This is a genomic window from Arthrospira sp. PCC 8006, from assembly GCF_046480465.1.
GTDB classification, from domain to species: Bacteria; Cyanobacteriota; Cyanobacteriia; order Cyanobacteriales; family Microcoleaceae; genus Limnospira; species Limnospira platensis.
Map to the genome: position 1 here is coordinate 1 of NZ_PKGG01000105.1, position 17110 is coordinate 17110.

The 17110-nt window shown below is 42.1% G+C and carries 19 protein-coding genes and 3 pseudogenes; 20 read left to right on the plus strand and 2 right to left on the minus strand.

What is annotated here, in order from left to right:
• Window positions 1-384 precede the first annotated feature (384 nt).
• The 7 genes and pseudogenes from B9T16_RS15540 to B9T16_RS15570 all read left to right on the plus strand — a co-directional run.
• Window positions 385-831: pseudogene (locus B9T16_RS15540) on the plus strand (group II intron maturase-specific domain-containing protein); the annotation flags it as partial.
• Window positions 832-2339: 1508 nt separating this feature from the next.
• Window positions 2340-2504, plus strand: a complete 165-nt coding sequence (locus tag B9T16_RS15545) for a hypothetical protein (RefSeq protein ID WP_410245202.1) — start codon at window positions 2340-2342, stop codon at window positions 2502-2504.
• Window positions 2461-2640, plus strand: coding sequence for a reverse transcriptase N-terminal domain-containing protein (locus tag B9T16_RS15550; protein WP_410245201.1), 180 nt, complete (start codon window positions 2461-2463; stop codon window positions 2638-2640). The genes B9T16_RS15545 and B9T16_RS15550 overlap by 44 nt, the downstream gene beginning before the upstream one ends.
• A gap of 21 nt (window positions 2641-2661) precedes the next feature.
• On the plus strand, window positions 2662-3093 hold the full coding sequence (locus tag B9T16_RS15555) for a reverse transcriptase domain-containing protein (protein WP_410245188.1): 432 nt from the start codon (window positions 2662-2664) through the stop codon (window positions 3091-3093).
• A gap of 660 nt (window positions 3094-3753) precedes the next feature.
• On the plus strand, window positions 3754-3978 hold the full coding sequence (locus B9T16_RS15560; protein ID WP_410245189.1) for a reverse transcriptase N-terminal domain-containing protein: 225 nt from the start codon (window positions 3754-3756) through the stop codon (window positions 3976-3978).
• Window positions 3979-3999: 21 nt separating this feature from the next.
• Entirely contained in the window at window positions 4000-4221 is a 222-nt protein-coding gene (locus B9T16_RS15565; RefSeq protein WP_410245190.1) for an HNH endonuclease, read from the plus strand.
• Window positions 4181-4432 (plus strand): hypothetical protein, encoded by a 252-nt coding sequence (locus B9T16_RS15570; protein WP_410245191.1) that lies wholly within the window; start codon window positions 4181-4183, stop codon window positions 4430-4432. The genes B9T16_RS15565 and B9T16_RS15570 overlap by 41 nt, the downstream gene beginning before the upstream one ends.
• Window positions 4433-4588: 156 nt before the next feature.
• Here B9T16_RS15570 and B9T16_RS15575 read toward each other — a convergent pair.
• Window positions 4589-4774 (minus strand): annotated as a pseudogene (locus tag B9T16_RS15575) (hypothetical protein); the annotation flags it as partial.
• A gap of 514 nt (window positions 4775-5288) precedes the next feature.
• Here B9T16_RS15575 and B9T16_RS15580 point away from each other — a divergent pair.
• The 9 genes and pseudogenes from B9T16_RS15580 to B9T16_RS15620 all read left to right on the plus strand — a co-directional run.
• Window positions 5289-6464 carry a group II intron reverse transcriptase gene (locus B9T16_RS15580; RefSeq protein WP_410245192.1) on the plus strand — a complete coding sequence of 392 codons (1176 nt, stop codon included), beginning with the start codon at window positions 5289-5291 and terminating at the stop codon, window positions 6462-6464.
• Between the two features lie 70 nt (window positions 6465-6534).
• Window positions 6535-7536, plus strand: a complete 1002-nt coding sequence (locus B9T16_RS15585; RefSeq protein ID WP_410245193.1) for a group II intron reverse transcriptase — start codon at window positions 6535-6537, stop codon at window positions 7534-7536.
• 107 nt (window positions 7537-7643) lie between these two features.
• Entirely contained in the window at window positions 7644-7934 is a 291-nt protein-coding gene (locus tag B9T16_RS15590; protein WP_410245194.1) for a hypothetical protein, read from the plus strand.
• A gap of 102 nt (window positions 7935-8036) precedes the next feature.
• Window positions 8037-8201 (plus strand): hypothetical protein, encoded by a 165-nt coding sequence (locus B9T16_RS15595; protein ID WP_157888738.1) that lies wholly within the window; start codon window positions 8037-8039, stop codon window positions 8199-8201.
• A gap of 39 nt (window positions 8202-8240) precedes the next feature.
• Window positions 8241-9050, plus strand: coding sequence for a hypothetical protein (locus B9T16_RS15600; RefSeq protein WP_410245195.1), 810 nt, complete (start codon window positions 8241-8243; stop codon window positions 9048-9050).
• A gap of 123 nt (window positions 9051-9173) precedes the next feature.
• Window positions 9174-9581: a hypothetical protein gene (locus B9T16_RS15605; RefSeq protein WP_410245196.1), complete on the plus strand. Its 408-nt coding sequence runs from the start codon at window positions 9174-9176 to the stop codon at window positions 9579-9581.
• Between the two features lie 36 nt (window positions 9582-9617).
• A complete protein-coding gene (locus B9T16_RS15610) occupies window positions 9618-10232 on the plus strand; it encodes an OmpA family protein (RefSeq protein ID WP_410245197.1) in 615 nt (204 codons plus the stop codon).
• A gap of 4 nt (window positions 10233-10236) precedes the next feature.
• Entirely contained in the window at window positions 10237-10770 is a 534-nt protein-coding gene (locus B9T16_RS15615) for a Rab family GTPase (RefSeq protein ID WP_410245198.1), read from the plus strand.
• 494 nt (window positions 10771-11264) lie between these two features.
• Window positions 11265-12324: pseudogene (locus tag B9T16_RS15620) on the plus strand (adenylate/guanylate cyclase domain-containing protein); the annotation flags it as partial.
• Between the two features lie 27 nt (window positions 12325-12351).
• On the opposite strand, the gene B9T16_RS15625 reads toward B9T16_RS15620, so the two are convergent.
• Window positions 12352-13341 carry a hypothetical protein gene (locus B9T16_RS15625; protein ID WP_014276628.1) on the minus strand — a complete coding sequence of 330 codons (990 nt, stop codon included), beginning with the start codon at window positions 13339-13341 and terminating at the stop codon, window positions 12352-12354.
• Between the two features lie 176 nt (window positions 13342-13517).
• Between B9T16_RS15625 and mnmG the strand changes: the two genes are divergently transcribed.
• The 4 genes from mnmG to B9T16_RS15645 form a co-directional block, all read left to right on the plus strand.
• Entirely contained in the window at window positions 13518-15431 is a 1914-nt protein-coding gene (mnmG, locus tag B9T16_RS15630) for a tRNA uridine-5-carboxymethylaminomethyl(34) synthesis enzyme MnmG (RefSeq protein ID WP_410245199.1), read from the plus strand.
• 173 nt (window positions 15432-15604) lie between these two features.
• On the plus strand, window positions 15605-16099 hold the full coding sequence (locus B9T16_RS15635; RefSeq protein ID WP_014276629.1) for a DUF1269 domain-containing protein: 495 nt from the start codon (window positions 15605-15607) through the stop codon (window positions 16097-16099).
• A gap of 87 nt (window positions 16100-16186) precedes the next feature.
• The gene (locus tag B9T16_RS15640; protein ID WP_035738179.1) at window positions 16187-16399 is read left to right on the plus strand and encodes a hypothetical protein; all 213 of its coding nucleotides are present in this window, start codon (window positions 16187-16189) and stop codon (window positions 16397-16399) included.
• Between the two features lie 66 nt (window positions 16400-16465).
• A partial coding sequence (locus B9T16_RS15645; protein ID WP_410245200.1) for a glycosyltransferase family 2 protein occupies window positions 16466-17110 on the plus strand: 645 nt, incomplete at its 3' end.

A 17110-nucleotide genomic window follows, 5' to 3' on the forward strand; every position in this document is an offset into this window, starting at 1 on the left:
ACCTTGAGTCTCTCTGCCTTATCTGGTTGTCGAAGCCAGATGTTGAGACACATAGATAGTTATGGGATGGTCAGGGGTGCGAATCCCTTATATTCCACCAAGGGGTGGAAGTCCCACTAGGAGGTTATTTAAGGCATTGCAGCCCTATTTCACTCCTAAACGTCTCGCACATCGCCGTTACTCTTAACGCCCTGATTTCTCAGTTGGTTTATGACCTTGAGTTCCCTGCCTTGCTTAGATTTCTCCAAGCGTCGGGACATATAAACAGTTATGGGATGGTCAGGGTTGCGAATCCCTTATATTCCACCAAGGGGTGGAAGTCCCACTAGGATGTTATTTCAGGCATTGCAGCCTTATTTGACTCCTAAACGTCTCGCACATCATCAATATGATGGCAAAACAGAGGAGCCAGGGTTTAACTTTCTAGGATTCAAGATCAGGCAATACCCTGTGGGGAAATATAAATATGGGAAATTAGGGGGAAGAATAAAAGGAGGTTTGTTATTCAATAAAACCCCCCACAAAATGTTAGGTTTCAAAACCCACATTAAACCCAGTAACCAAGCAATTAAATACCACACAGAAGTGATAAAAGGTGTAATAAAACAACTTAAAACAGCACCTCAATCAGCCCTGATAAGCAAACTAAACCCAATTATTCGGGGATGGTCAAACTACTATTCAGGGGTGGTCTCATCCGAGACCTTCAATAAGCTAGATAATAAAATCTGGCTAATGTTAAGGACATGGACAGTATCAAGATGCGGAAAGGCAAGCTACGAAAAGCTAAGAAACTATTTTCGACAAGGAACGGTTAAACTTAGCAATGGGGTGCGAGACGTTCAGGCATGAAATAAGGTTGAAATACCTGAAATAACCGCCTGATGGGGACTTCAACCCCTTGGTTGAATATAAGGAGCGCACTCCTGACCATCCTCATAACTGTTTATATGTCCCAACGTTTGGTATAGAAATATACAAACAAGGCAGGGAACTCAAGGTCAAAAACGCAAAAATGGAAATCTTAATGATTCCTTAACAATTGCGGAGAGAGTAACGGCGATGTGCGAGACGTTTAGGAGTGAAATAGGGCTGCAATGCCTTAAATAACCTCCTAGTGGGACTTCCACCCCTTGGTGGAATATAAGGGATTCGCACCCCTGACCATCCCATAACTATCTATGTGTCTCAACATCTGGCTTCGACAACCAGATAAGGCAGAGAGACTCAAGGTCAAGACTGAGCGAAAAAAAGAGGGGAGTTGTGAACCCCTTGAGTATAACGTAAGGTTGAGAGTAACGGCGATAGCCACCCCCAGTTTTGGGAATCATAACCCCAGGATTGAAGCGGGGAACGGAAGGCGTGAAGTAGAACCTACTACCAGAGGCGACCACTGCCAACCATCCATGATTAGGGAAACCGAATGTCCGGCTTGAACCATCGTAATACTCTAGTAGCGAAATAGGTTGATACGCTGCGCTCAAAAGAGCACGGGGAAAAGAAGGGGTATATTACCACCACCTTCACAGACCTTTAAAGTACCCCGGTGGATAGGACGAATCTAAAGATGGAATGCCCGCATAGATGGAACGTTTAAACCCCTCATTGGCTCTCAAGTGGCAGGATGTACCTGTGGAGTAGCGAAAAGTGTAAGCGTATGCCTTTAAGGGAAAAGGATGTGACTGAAAGCTAATGCCTAACTGTAATGGTTAGGATATGCCCACTAGTCACGGTGTGGATATAGAGACCACAACAACTAAGAGTGTTATGACGAAAACGAGTTAATGACTACGTGTGTATATAGCTCCGAAAGTTGAGGTCATAAAGCAGGGGGTTGTAGCCCTGTTCCCACTGACAAAGGGGTATTCACATCAGGAGCCGTATGAGATGAAAGTCTCAAGTACGGTTTTGAAGTGGAGTCGGGGAAGGTGACTTCCCTTTCGACCATAACAGCCACCCCCAGTTTTGGGARTCACAACCCCAGGACTGAAGCGGGGAACGGAAGGCKYCGAGGTGTAACCYAACACCAGAAACGAGACCACTGCCAACCATCCATGATTAGGGAGACCAAATGTCTGGCTTGAACCATCGTCAGTAGTAAGTAGCGAAATAGGTTGATACGCTGCGCTCAAAAGAGTAAGGGGAAAAGTAGGGGTTTTTATAAAACTACCTACACAGACCTTTAAAGTACCCCGGTGGAAAGGACAAATCTAAAGATGGAATGCCCATATAAACGGAACGTTTTAACCCCTCTTGGGCTCTGATAATCTGGTCGAGAGAGTCAGTAGTAAAAAGTGTAAGCGCAAGCCCATTAGGGGGTGAGATGTGACCAGAAGCCAATGCCCTGCTGTAATAGTAGGGATATGCTGACAGGTCACGGTTTGATTGTAAGAATAGAGTCTAGTAGGTGTACAAATGGCGATAGCGAGTTTAAAGAAAGGATTTGGCAAGCCCAAACCAATCAAGACTACGAACAACGCATGGAAGGCAATCCCATGGACTAAGGTTCAACGGAAAGTTTTCAAGCTCCAAAAGAGTATATTTCAAGCAGCTAAATCGGGACAGGATGCAAAGGTGAGAAGGTTGCAACGTCTATTGGTGAAATCATATTATGCCCGGCTCTTAGCAGTGCGCCTGTAGGGGCGGGTTCCACGGTCAGCCATGCTTCCCAACAGTCAGCTTAATAAACCCGCCCCCCAAGCGGGTCAAGGCAAGAAAACAGCCGGAGTCGATGGAGTAAGAGCAATCTCTCCAAGACAAAGGTTAGAACTTGTCAAAAACATTAAGGGAAGCCTCAAATCAAAACCACTGCGAAGGGTGTGGATTCCAAAACCTGGTAGGGATGAAAAACGCCCACTAGGCATACCCACAATCCAAGATAGAGCCAGGCAAGCCTTGGTTAAGTCGGCTCTCGAACCTGAATGGGAATCGAGGTTTGAAGGCACAAGCTACGGGTTCCGTCCTGGACGGTCTGCCCAAGATGCAATAGCCAGAATATATCTAAGTATCAAACACGAAAGTTATTATGTGCTAGACGCTGATATAGCGTGCGAGACGTTTAGGAGTGAAATAGGGCTGCAATGCCTGAAATAACCTCCTAGTGGGACTTCCACCCCTTGGTGGAATATAAGGGATTCGCACCCCTGACCATCCCATAACTATCTATGTGTCTCAACATCTGGCTTCGACAACCAGATAAGGCAGAGAGACTCAAGGTCAAGACTGAGCGAAAAAAAGAGGGGAGTTGTGAACCCCTTGAGTATAACGTAAGGTTGAGAGTAACGGCGATAGCCACCCCCAGTTTTGGGAATCAYAACCCCAGGATTGAAGCGGGGAACGGAAGGCGTGAAGTAGAACCTACTACCAAATGCGACCACTGCCAACCATCCATGACTAAGGAAATCTGAATGTTCCGACTTGAACCACCGTCACAAGTAGGTAGCGAAATAGGTTGATACGCTGCGCTCAAAAGAGTAAGGGGAAAAGTAGGGTAATATCTTCATCACCTACACAGACCTTTAAAAGTACCCCGGTGGAAAGGACAAGTCTAAAGATGGAATGCCCATATAAACGGAACGTTTTAAGTCCTCCTGGACTCTGATTATCTGGTCGAGATATCAGTAGGGATAAGTGTAACCGCAAGTCCTAGAGGATGTGAGATGTGACCAAAAGCCAACGCCCTACTGTAATGGCAGGGATATGCTAACAGGTCACGGTTTGATTGTAAAGAAATAGAGCCTARTAGGTGTACAAATGGCGATAGCGAGTTTAAAGAAAGGGTTTGGGAAACCAAAACCAATCAAGACTACGAACAACGCATGGAAGACAGTCCCATGGACTAAGGTTCAACGGAAAGTTTTCAAGCTCCAAAAGAGTATATTTCAAGCAGCTAAATCGGGACAAAATGCTAAGGCACGAAGGTGGCAACGTCTACTGGTGAAATCATATTATGCCAGGCTCTTAGCAGTGCGACTGTAGGGGCGGGTTCCACGGTCAGCCATGCTTCCCAACAGTCAGCTTAATAAACCCGCCCCCCAAGCGGGTCAAGGCAAGAAAACAGCCGGAGTTGATGGAGTAAGAGCAATCTCTTCAAGACAAAGGTTCGAGCTTGTTAAGAACATTAAGGGAAAACTCAAATCAAAACCACTGCGACGGGTGTGGATACCAAAACCTGGYAGGGATGAAAAAAGCTGGAATAGGAATACCCACAATCCAAGATAGAGCAAGGCAAGCCTTGGTCAAGACGGCTCTCGAACCTGAATGGGAATCGAGATTTGAAGGTACAAGCTACGGGTTCCGTCCCGGACGGTCAGCACAAGATGCAATAAGTAGAATTTATATTGCCATAAATCAAGGACAATACTATGTTCTTGATGCTGATATAGCGTGCGAGACGTTTAGGAGTGAAATAGGGCTGCAATGCCTGAAATAACCTCCTAGTGGGACTTCCACCCCTTGGTGGAATATAAGGGATTCGCACCCCTGACCATCCCATAACTATCTATGTGTCTCAACATCTGGCTTCGACAACCAGATAAGGCAGAGAGACTCAAGGTCAAAACTGAGCGAAAAAAAAGAGGGAAAGTTATGAACCCCTTGAGTATAACGTAAGGTTGAGAGTAACGGCGATAGCCACCCCCAGTTTTGGGAATCATAACCCCAGGATTGAAGCGGGGAACGGAAGGCGTGAAGTAGAACCTACTACCAAATGCGACCACTGCCAACCATCCATGATTAGGGAAACCGAATGTCCGGCTGAACCATCGTAAAGCATCAGTAGCGAAACAGGTTGATACGCTGCGCTCAAAAGAGTAAGGGGAAAAGTAGGAGACTGCTATAACTACCTACACAGACTTTTAAAGTACCCCGATGGATAGGACAAATCTAAAGATGGAATGCCCGCATAGATGGAACGTTTAAACCCCTCATTGGCTCTCAAGTGGCAGGATGTACCTGTGGAGTAGCGAAAAGTGTAAGCGTATGCCTTTAAGGGAAAAGGATGTGACTGAAAGCTAATGCCTAACTGTAATGGTTAGGATATGCCCACTAGTCACGGTGTGGATATAGAGACCGCGACAACTAAGAGTGTTATGACGAAAACGAGTTAATGACTACGTGTGTATATAGCTCCGAAAGTTGAGGTCATAAAGCAGGGGGTTGTAGCCCTGTTCCCACTGACAAAGGGGTATCCACATCAGGAGCCGTATGAGATGAAAGTCTCAAGTACGGTTTTGAAGTGGAGTTGGGGAAGGTGACTTCCCTTTCGACCATAACAAAATGCTCTTACCGTGAACCATGATTACCTACTGTCCAAAATTCATTGTCCAAGCAGCCTAAAAAGAGACCTGAAACAATGGCTCAAAGCWGGCGTGCTAGATAACGGTGTATTTGAGGATACAGAATCAGGGACACCCCAGGGAGGGGTGATAAGTCCAATACTCGCCAACATCGCACTGTTGGGTATGGTTAGGTTAATTGAAACAATGTATCCTAAGAAATCAGACAATCGCCCTTATGCGAGCGTCATAARATATGCCGATGATTTTGTGGTCATATCAAAAGACCTAAGAATCATTGAACAGTGCATGACTGCAATTTCTGAATGGCTAAAACCTGTAGGACTAGAAATTAAACCTGAAAAAACCCGAATATGTCACACACTCAAGCCTATTGAGTATAATGGCAAGACTGAGGAACCTGGGTTCGATTTTCTAGGATTCAATATCAGGCAATATCCCGCAGGAAAATATAAATCTGGGAAAATAGGTGGGAAAGCAAGCCGATTAATCGGTCACACAACCCATATAAAACCCAGCCAAAAATCAGTCAAAGCCCACATTGAAGAGATTATGGGTGTAATTAAACAACATAAGACAGCACCCCAATCAGCCCTGATAAGTAGACTAAACCCAATTATTCGGGGATGGTCAAACTACTATTCAGCGGTAGTCTCAAAAGAGACCTTCACTAAACTAGATATGATAATCTGGCAAATGTTACGGGCATGGACAGTATCAAGATGCGGAAAGGCAAGTCACGAAAAGCTAAGTAATTATTTCAGACATGGAACAATTAAACTTAGCAATGGGAAAGAAAGACACGAAAATTGGCTGTTCCAAACCAAAGATGGGTTACATCTGTTCAATCACAATTGGACTCCAATTGTTAGACATACCCTAATACGCCCTGACGCAACACCATACGACGGAAATTGGACCTACTGGGCAACCAGGAAAGGACAAGCAATCGGCACGCCAAATAGGGTAGCAAAACTACTCAAAAAGCAAAAAGGTAGATGTACCTGGTGCGGGCAATACTTTACCCCATCAGATTTAATTGAAGTAGACCACATTGTACCTAGAAGCCATGGCGGAAAGGATGAATACAAGAATATTCAATTATTACATCGCCATTGTCACGACAATAAAACAGCTCTTGATGAAGAGATGATGCTGTACTCTTAACAAGGAGACGGTCAAATTAGGAGCCGTATGAGGTGAAAGTCTCAAGTACGGTTCTGTATGGGAGGGGGAGATGGCAACATCTCTCTCGACCCCTACTAAAATTAAAGCCACCGTAATAAGATATGCCGATGATTTTGTAGTGATATCACCATCACTAGAGATTATTGAACAGTGCAAGATTGCTATTTATGAATGGTTAAAACCTATTGGGTTAGAGATTAAACCGGGAAAAACTCGAATCTGTCATACACTCAATCCTATTGAATATGATGGAAAACTTGAAGAACCCGGATTTGATTTTCTAGGATTCAATATTAGGCAATATCCTGCAGGAAAATATAAAACTGGGAAAACTGGTGGAGCAGCAAGCCGTCCAATCGGTCACAAAACTCACATCAAACCCAGCAACAAAGCAGTTAAAGCCCACACAGAAGTGATTAAGGATGCAATAAAACATCTTAAAACCGCACCCCAATCAGCCCTGATAAGCAAACTAAACCCAATCATAAGGGGATGGTCAAACTATTATTCAGCGGTAGTCTCATCAGAGACCTTCGTTAAGCTAGACCACAAAGTCTGGTTAATGTTAAGGGCATGGACAGTATCAAGATGCGGAAAGACAAGTTACAAGAAGCTAAGAAACTATTTCAGTCATGGAACGGTTAGACTTAGTAATGGGAAAGAAAGGCATGAATCTTGGTTGTTCCAGACTAAGGATGGACTCACATTATGGCAACATAATTGGACTCCGATTGTCAGACACACCCTGATACGCCCTGACGCAACACCATATGACGGAAATTGGACTTACTGGGCAACTAGGAAAGGACAAGCAATTGACACGCCAAATAGGGTAGCAAAACTACTCAAAAAGCAAAAAGGCAGATGTACCTGGTGCGGACAGTATTTTGCACCATCGGATTTAATTGAAGTAGACCACATTGTACCTCGAAGCTTAGGCGGAAAGGATGAATACAAAAATCTTCAACTACTACATCGCCACACCCGCGATGATAAGACGGCATTAGATAATGTCAACGCTGTATCCCTAACAATGGAGCAATCAAATTAGGAGCCGTATGAGGTGAAAGTCTCAAGTACGGTTTTGTATGGGAGGGGGAGATGGCGACATATCTCTCGACCCCTACTTGACTGAATTATCTATCAGGGGTGGCATTTATGACTAGATCGCAAGAAACTCCCAAGAGCATAAATCAATCACAAGAGGTTGAGTTAGAATCTGTTGAGTCTGAACCACAACTGGATGAGTTGGTTGATCTTTTGATTGATGTGTTGCTTGGGAAGCCTAATGATGAATCTATCACTAACTCACCTCAAACTCCCAAAGTTGATAATTCTCCATCTCAAAATAGCAATATTAAGAATGAACAAAAATCCTCATATTCTCGGAAAAGTAATTCACAAAATCTGGGTGTGAAAAGGGAGGATCTACTTTCTGCTCAACCATAAGATTTTACCCAGGTAGAGACTAAGAAGGTAGAGACTACTAAGAAGATAGAGACTCAGGTAGAGACAGCATTCTCTGAGTTAATCCCAGAGGATGAGGAAGTGGTGACTAAGGCGGTTCGATTAATTGAAATTTCCCCAAATGAGTTTAGTAAGTATTTTGATGATCCAGTGTCTGTCCAGTCTGGAGAAACTGCTAAATCTCATGCAAATAATAATAATGGTTCTGATTTGGAGGAGGAGAAAACCTCTGTTTCTGCGCCGCCATAAAACCAAACCAGCGATACAGAAGTAGATCTAAGTCAGGACTTGTCCGACCCTTTCGACCCATTACAGGATCTGCTGCTAGGTTCCAAATTCTCGGAGTTTGAAAAAGTCACTAAAAGTTATCTTGAGACTGAGTTACCGAGGCTACAGAGCCCAATTCAGTCAGCGGAACAGAAACTGCAAGCGGTTCAGGATAAATTTGATGATCCTGGCAAGATTTTTAACCTATTACTCCCAGCTATAACAGCTATCATTAATGAGCAAATGCTTCTGTCTCAACCACAAGTGATAGACTCAATTGTGCCGATTATTGATGAGATTATTGCGGGGAAAAAACGACAAGATAAGTCGGGGATGATTAATGCGATCGCCGATTTGTTACCTGGGGCGATTTCTCAGCATATTAAAAACGCCCCGGAAGAAGTGGCGAAGGCTTTAGCGCCGGAAATAGCGATCGCGCTTCGTGAGCAAAGAAAATTAGATCAAAATGCCATAGCTAATGCTTTAGCACCAGAAATGGGTAAAGCTATTAAGGAGCAAATTCGCCTAGAAAGTGATGCGATGGTAGATGCTTTATATCCTGTGATTGGTAATACTATCAGCAAATATCTAGCCGAGGCTGTTCAGAATATTAACGACAAAGTAGCTAATGCTTTTAGTTTTGAGGGAGTGGCGCGGAAAATTAAAGCTAAGGTGAAGGTGGTTTCGGAAGCAGAATTAATCCTCAAAGAATCTTTACCTTTTGCAGTTCAAGCCATCTTTTTAATTCATAAAAACTCAGGGTTAGTGATTTCGGAGGTGCAGGCTTCTGGTAGCTATAGCCTTGAGTCAGAAATGGTAGCCGGGATGTGAACTGCTATTCGCAGTTTTGTGAATGATTGCATTGTGCAAATTGATAATTATTCATAACTAAATGAGATTGAGTATGGGGATTCTAAAATAATCATAGAGGTGGCGGGTTACTGTTATTTAGCTGTGGTAACTAAAGGGGAACCCACGCCAGAATTTATCGAAAAAATGCGACAAACTATGGGTATAATTGTTTTAGATTACGGAGAATTTATCGAAAATTTTGATGGCGATCGCGACAATATTCCGCTGGCTGTACATCAGTTATTAGAAAGTTTAATTAAATTTGTATTTGAGAAAAAATTAAAGCGACTACCTCTGGCTCTGATTAGTTTGGGAGTATTTATAGGGTTGTTAATTTTAATTCCTTGGGGATATTTGTCTTATCAAGAATACCTGCAAAGACGCATAGCATATCAAACCGCCCAAACCTTAGCTGCAACTCCTGAGTTAGCGATTTATAAGATTGCTGTCTCAGGGGAAGGTGAGCAATTAAGACTGAGTGGAAAAGTTCCTAATGAAAGATTACGGTAATTAGCGGAAAACTTAGCTGTATATAGGGCTTCTGACTTGCAGATAGATAACCAAATTATCGCTGTTGATGTACCGCCAGATCCTATAGTAACGGCTGGAGAAGTGGAACGCATGACGGGGATTTTCCATGAAATTGCTGGCGTTAATATTGAAAGCAATTATAGTGATAGCGATCGCCAAGTTATGATTAGTGGTCAAGTCAGACAAATGAGAGATGCTCAAATAATTCCCGCCGCCTTTGAAAATATTCCTGGGATAAAATCAGTTTTTAGCACCTTAAAAATAGATCCAGTCCGCATAGAAAATCGCATCTACTTTAATTCCGGTTCAGCACAGCTTAACCCCCAAGATCTGCAAATCATAACCAAAATCCAAGAATTTCTGGATCGGTATCCGCAACTATCGCTGAGAATTATTGGTCATAGTGATCTGAGGGGAAATGCTGTTAGAAATCAGCAATTAGCCCTCAATCGAGCCATAGCAGTTCGGGACGCTTTGACCAAACAAGGAATTGACCCGAAACGCCTAGAGGTAGTAGGTAACGCCCAGCCACCTACAGATGTTATATCTCATCAGCCTTTCTTATTGGGGAGAACTGTGGTATTTGAAATAATAGATAACCAAGACCATAACCAGGGAGAACAACCTTAATCCAATGTCTAAAATTTCTAAAAAAATGTGTATGGTTGGTGACTTTAGCGTTGGCAAAACCAGCCTAATTCGGCGTTTTTTAGATCGTCAATTCAGCGACCAATACCTGTCAACAGTAGGGGTAAAAATTTCCCGCAAAGCTGTTGACTTACTCAACGTAAAACCGGAAGAAATAGTCAATTTACAGTTGTTAATTTGGGATATAGAAGGGCACACAAAATTTAAAGCGATCGCGCCTTCTTACCTACAGGGAGCGGGCGGGGTGATTTTGGTAGCGGATCTCAGTCGCCAAGAAACTATTGAGCGGTTAATTGAACACTTGAACTTGTTTTTATCTGTGAACCCAAAAGGTGAAGTAATTGTAGCTTTGAATAAGGCTGATTTGGTGGCAGAAAAAGACCTGGAAAAATTGAATAAATATGTGCCAGAACCAGTTATCGAAAAAGCCCTAGGTATTTATCCCACTTCAGCGAAAACAGGTGATTATGTGGATGAAATATTCCAAAAATTGTCTTATAGTATGGTGGTTAAGGTTTAATCATTACCCATAATTAGGACTTCAATAATCAGGTATCATTACTTAAAATAATGGTCTCCAAAAACTTGAATATACCAGAGGATAATATGAAGCAACTTGGCTCGAAAATTGTAGTTCCCCATCACTTAGAATATTTAATTATTGATGCTAATTTAATCATCTATGAACTGTCAGCACAGGTAGATCGTTTTGCTGATGAACCGCAGTCATTTCAACTTGGTGAAGATATCCACAATGGCTTACCAGAACTCTTCGGAACAGAGGAGATGTTAATGGAGGTATTGCGGGGAGAATTACCATCTTTTGAAATGAAAGGAATTGGTCGTTTTTCTGACCTAGACTCCCCCCTTTATTTAGATTTTTTTGCAAATCGGTATTATGATGATGAAACGCAAGAATATCAGCTAATTATCTTCTTTTCTGATGTGACAGATAGAATGGTTTTAGAGCAAAAATTAGTTCAAAGTACCAACGAAACTAGCCTGTTATTAAGAGCCTTAGCGGAAAGCGAAGAAAAATATCGAGATTTGTTTGAAAATGCTAGTGATTTAATTCAGTCTTTTGGTATGGATGGTAGTTTTATCTATGTGAACAGAGCTTGGAAGCAAACTCTAGGATATACTGAATATGAAATATCTAATCTGACTATTTTTGACATTATTCATCCTGATAATAAATTTCATTTTTTACAGATTTTAGCTCGCCTTGTGAGGGGGGAGTTAGTGAATTCTATTAAAGCGGAATTTATTACTAAAGATGGTAAGAAAATTTCAGTGGAAGGTAGTATCAATTGTAAATTAGAAAATGGTAAAGCGATCGCCACACGAGCCATTTTACGGGACATTACGGAACGCTTATTAACAGAAGCAGCTTTACAGCATGAGCGAGAACAAACGGAACGTCTTTTACTTAATATATTGCCTAAAAAAATTGCTGATCAGCTGAAACAACAACCGGGTAGCGGAAATTTTTGCGGAAGTTACAGTATTATGTACTGATATTGTCGGTTTTACCCAGTTAGCATCGGAACTTTCTCCTGTGGATTTAGTCAACCTTTTAAACAAAATTTTTTCGGCTTTTGATATGCTCACGGAAGCCTATGGATTGGAAAAAATTAAAACTATTGGAGATGCTTATATGGTAGTGGGAGGACTCCCACACCGTCGAGATTATCATGCTATTGCTATTGCGGAAATGGCTATTAATATGCAAAAAGTTATGGCTGAATTAAATAAGACACAAAACCGAAAATTAAGTATCCGCATAGGTATTCACAGCGGACCAGTAGTGGCGGGTGTGATTGGTTTGAAAAAATTTATATATGATTTATGGGGTGATACGGTTAACACTGCATCCCGAATGGAGTCCCATGGCGTACCTGGTAAAATTCATGTTTCTGAGGATACTTATCAACTCCTACAACATCAGTATTTATTTGAAAAGCGAGAGATGATAGATGTCAAAGGTAAAGGTAAAATGATTACCTATTTTCTGTTTGGACCCAAAAAAAATCCCAGCTTTAATAATAGTGAGGTCACAAGTAATGTGAATTGATCACTGGTGAATTTTCACTATTTACTGTTATGTATCATCTGGTTTATTTCCGGTGTTGCGAACATCAATCAATCGGTTGAGGAGATCAAACCAAAATGAAGATCCCATGGAGATAGCGATCGCTGTTAATAGCCAACCACCAATGACTCTAAGAATTGTCAATCCCGAAATTTCACCGCCGAATTGGTAGGCTAAATTAGCGGAACTCCAACCCAAAGGAAGAGACCATAGTTTCTCTTGTGCTATCTTGAGAAAATCCTCACTGACAAGGGTTTCACAGTCGTTTTTATCTAAGGAATTTTGACTTAAACAATTGATATAGTTTTGCCAGGAATCACTATCACTTAAAATTATCTGAATATCTTGGCTAACTTGTTGGCGAATTACAGGTTCTAAGGAGAGGCGGTTAGCAATATTAATAGTATCAACATTCATGATGATGGCAGCCCCAAATCCCAAGGCTAAAATCATCAACTTAACTCGACGTTTAAAGACACCAGAAGCGCGATCCATTGATTGATTAAACCATGCCATTACCTCGGTTTCTAAAGCCTTAATAAAAACATTTTCAAAACAATTAATTTGTGCTTGATTAGCGAGCGATCGCATTAATCCTATATGTTCCGGCTTGAGAATTTTGGCGACGGGTTGAGAAGCGATCGCCTCCTTAAAATCATCCACAGATAAAGTGACAATTTTTGATTCTTGTCCCGCAGTTTCCATCAACACACTAATCAACGCCAAAGAAAAGGTATCATCAGGAATATAAGAAGGACCCACACCCCGGTTAAATCTATCAATTTTATAATCTTGTAAAGACCCGACTAAAGGATGATTATAAATCTTTTCGGTCATGGCATCCCCTAAGATACTCTGAATAGATGCCTTGAGATTTTGGGCGCGCCAGTCAAACAAATAAGAGGCGATAAGTTCCTGTAAATTTGATACAAAAAGGCTTAAAATCAGGTAAATAAAAAACAGACCGATCGCTACATTAACTAAAGCCGGAATATTCATAATTTGTGTAGGTGATTAAATCAGCATTTAATTAATAAATTATACCTCTGGGACATGATTGATTTGGGTGATGCCCCAATTATCTATAAGATTATCCCCAATCAATGTTAAAATAACTATAATATCATTAGATATCCCTAAAATCAAATAGAGCGACATTGTAAAATATTCCAACTATGACCGTAAATTCACCCGTAGACTTTCAAGAAGAATTTGATATCATCGTAGTCGGTGGCGGACACTCAGGCTGCGAAGCGGCTTTAGCGGCAGCGCGTTTGGGTTGTCGCACCTTGCTGCTGACCCTGAATTTAGATAAAATTGGCTGGCAACCCTGTAACCCGGCTGTGGGGGCTCCCGCGAAGTCTCAACTCACCCACGAAGTTGATGCACTGGGGGGAGAAATTGGCAAAATGGCCGATCGCACTTACCTGCAAAAACGTCTACTTAACAACTCTCGCGGGCCGGCTGTTTGGGCGTTGCGGGCGCAAACGGATAAGCGCGAATATGCAGCGGTAATGCGACAAATAGTCGAAAACCAAGAAAACCTATCAGTCCGGGAGGGAATGGTAACAGATTTAGTATTAGGATTAAATGACGAAATTATAGGTTTAGAAACCTATTTTGGTGTAGCATTTGCCTGTCAAGCTGTCATCCTAACTACTGGGACTTTTTTAGGTGGAATTATTTGGGTGGGTAACAAATCCATGCCAGCGGGACGAGCTGGAGAATTCGCGGCTGTAGGACTTACAGAGACACTGAACCGCTTGGGGTTTGAAACCGGACGACTGAAAACTGGAACTCCCGCACGAGTAGATAAGCGATCGGTTGATTATAGCAACTTAGAACCTCAGCCAGGAGATGAACGAGTGCGATGGTTCAGTTTTGACCCTCAAGTGTGGGTTGAAAGGGAACAAATGAACTGTTATTTAACCAGAACTMCGGCGGAAACTCATCGATTAATTAGGGAAAATTTGCATTTATCGCCGGTTTATGGCGGTTGGGTAGATGCTAAAGGCCCCCGTTATTGTCCGAGTATTGAAGATAAAATTGTGCGGTTTGCTGACAAGGAAAGTCACCAGATTTTTATTGAGCCGGAAGGTCGTCATATTCCTGAACTTTATATTCAGGGATTTTCTACTGGTTTACCGGAAAAATTACAGTTAGAAATGTTGCGGAGTCTTCCCGGTTTGGAAAACTGCGTTATGCTACGCCCTGCTTATGCGGTGGAATATGATTATTTGCCGGCAACTCAGTGTTATCCTACTTTGATGACTAAGAAAATTGAGGGATTATTTTGTGCTGGTCAAATTAATGGTACAACTGGATATGAAGAAGCGGCAGCCCAGGGAATTGTGGCGGGAATTAATGCGGTTAAATTAGTGCGGGGGGAAGATATGATTGTGTTTCCTCGGGAACAAAGTTATATCGGCACTTTAATTGATGATTTGTGTACGAAGGATCTACGAGAACCCTATCGAATGTTAACCAGTCGGTCGGAGTATCGGTTATTATTGCGATCGGATAATGCCGATCGCCGCCTAACTCCCTTGGGTCGGGAAATTGGTTTAATTGACGATCGCCGTTGGCAATTATTCCAACAAAAACAGGCTAATATTATCGCCGAAAAGCAGCGGCTAGACCAGACCAGAGTTAAGGAACGCGACGAAATTGGTATAGCGATCGCCTCTGATACTCAACAAAAAATTAAGGGGTCAATTAGCTTGGCGGAATTGTTGCGCCGTCCTGGTTTTCACTATGGCAATTTAGAACATTACAACCTAGGTAATTCTCAGTTATCCTTAGAGGAAAAAGAAGGCGCGGAAATTGAGATTAAATATTCCGGCTATATGGAACGCCAGCAAAACCAAATTGATCAGATCAGCCGCCATGCTAACCGCCAACTTCCTCAAGACTTAGACTATCTTACCATTGAAACCCTATCTATGGAGTCACGGGAAAAGTTAAACCGGATCAAACCCTTAACTATTGGTCAGGCTTCCCGTATTGGTGGGGTTAACCCCGCAGATATTAACGCTTTGTTAATTTATCTGGAAGTCCGCCACCGTCAAACTGCGATCGCCATGAAATAAGGGTTGATTATTAACTATCCATTCGCCGGGTTTCTATTCATTCAGAAATCCGGTTTTTCTTTTAAATATAACCACATTGCCATCTACTAATCATAAAATTTTGCTTAAATTTGTACAATTTTATACAATTATGATTATACTACCCCCATATAATCATCAACAGATTGATAACAATGGCAACTTTAACAGTTTGGAAATACAATAGCGCTGATGGTGCTAAAAATGCTCTGACTAAACTCGCTGAACTCCAGAAACAACGTTTAATTCAAATCGAAGATGCGGCTATAGTATTCTGGCCACAAGGTCGTAAGAAACCCAAAACCACCCAAGCCGTTGACCTAGTGGGTTCTGGTGCATTTGGCGGCGCTTTTTGGGGTCTATTATTCGGCTTGATTTTCTTTGTTCCGGTATTAGGAATGGCGGTCGGTGCATTAGCCGGAGCATTGTCAGGATATTTCACTGACTACGGCATTGATGATGACTTTATAAAAGATGTCCGAAATCAAGTAACTGAAGGTACTTCCGCACTGTTTTTACTAACCAGTAGTGTGACTTTAGATAAAGTAGAGGAAGCCTTCAAAGATGAAGAAAAAGGTGAGTTGATTAAATCCAACTTGACCAATGAACAGGAAGCTAAGTTACGGGAAGATTTCGGCGCAGACGAGTAATTTGTCACTAATTTAGCTTGGTAAAATGTGGGGGATAAGCTGGAATGATCCCCCACAAAAATATCCCACCCCAAATAAGGCAATTAAATGATGTGGATTAAAGTTACAGATAAAGCTACCTACTTAATGAATTCAGATATACATATTGAGAAAGTAAGCGGCAATGTTAAAATCGAAAGAGATGGTAAAAAGATTACTATTCAAGGTATGCCGCGTCAATGGTTCATTTCCCAATCTCTCAATGTTGTAGTTGATTTAGATGCGCCAGAAGCCGATGTGCCTGAAATGGAGCCTATGTAAAAAATGATCACTATCTGGGTTGGTTTCACGCTGGGATTAATAGCTTTTTGTTTGGCAATTCCGATCATGGTTCTGTTCGTTGAATGTTTGGCAGCCGGGTTTAATTTCCCAGGTTTTACATCAAATGACGACCTACCAGAACCGACAATTTCTGTATTAATTCCGGCTCATAATGAAGGGTTAGTTATTGGTCAAACTTTGGCTAATATTTTACCTCAACTGAAACCGGACGATGAAATCATTGTAATTGCGGATAACTGCACAGATGAAACTGTAGCGATCGCCACTGAAAACGGAGCGCAAGTCCTGGAAAGGCAAGATCCAGACAACAGAGGAAAAGGATATGCTCTCGATTATGGATTACACCACCTAGCCCAAAACCCCCCAGAGGTGGTAGTTATGATTGATGCTGATTGTTTAGTGGAACCGGGAGCGATCGCCACTATTGCTCAACAAGCCTTGCTCACAGCCAAGCCAGTGCAAGCATTATATTTAATGGAAACACCCCCCAATCCATCTGTCAAGAACTCCATTTCTGCCTTGGCATTCTTAGTCAAAAATTGGGTGCGTCCCCAAGGATTAGCGAAACTAGGGGGACCTTGTTTATTAACCGGAACTGGGATGGCTTTTCCCTGGTCAATTATTCAAAGCATATCCTTAGCGAGTAGTAATATAGACGAAGATATGCAGCTAGGTGTCGATTTAGCGATC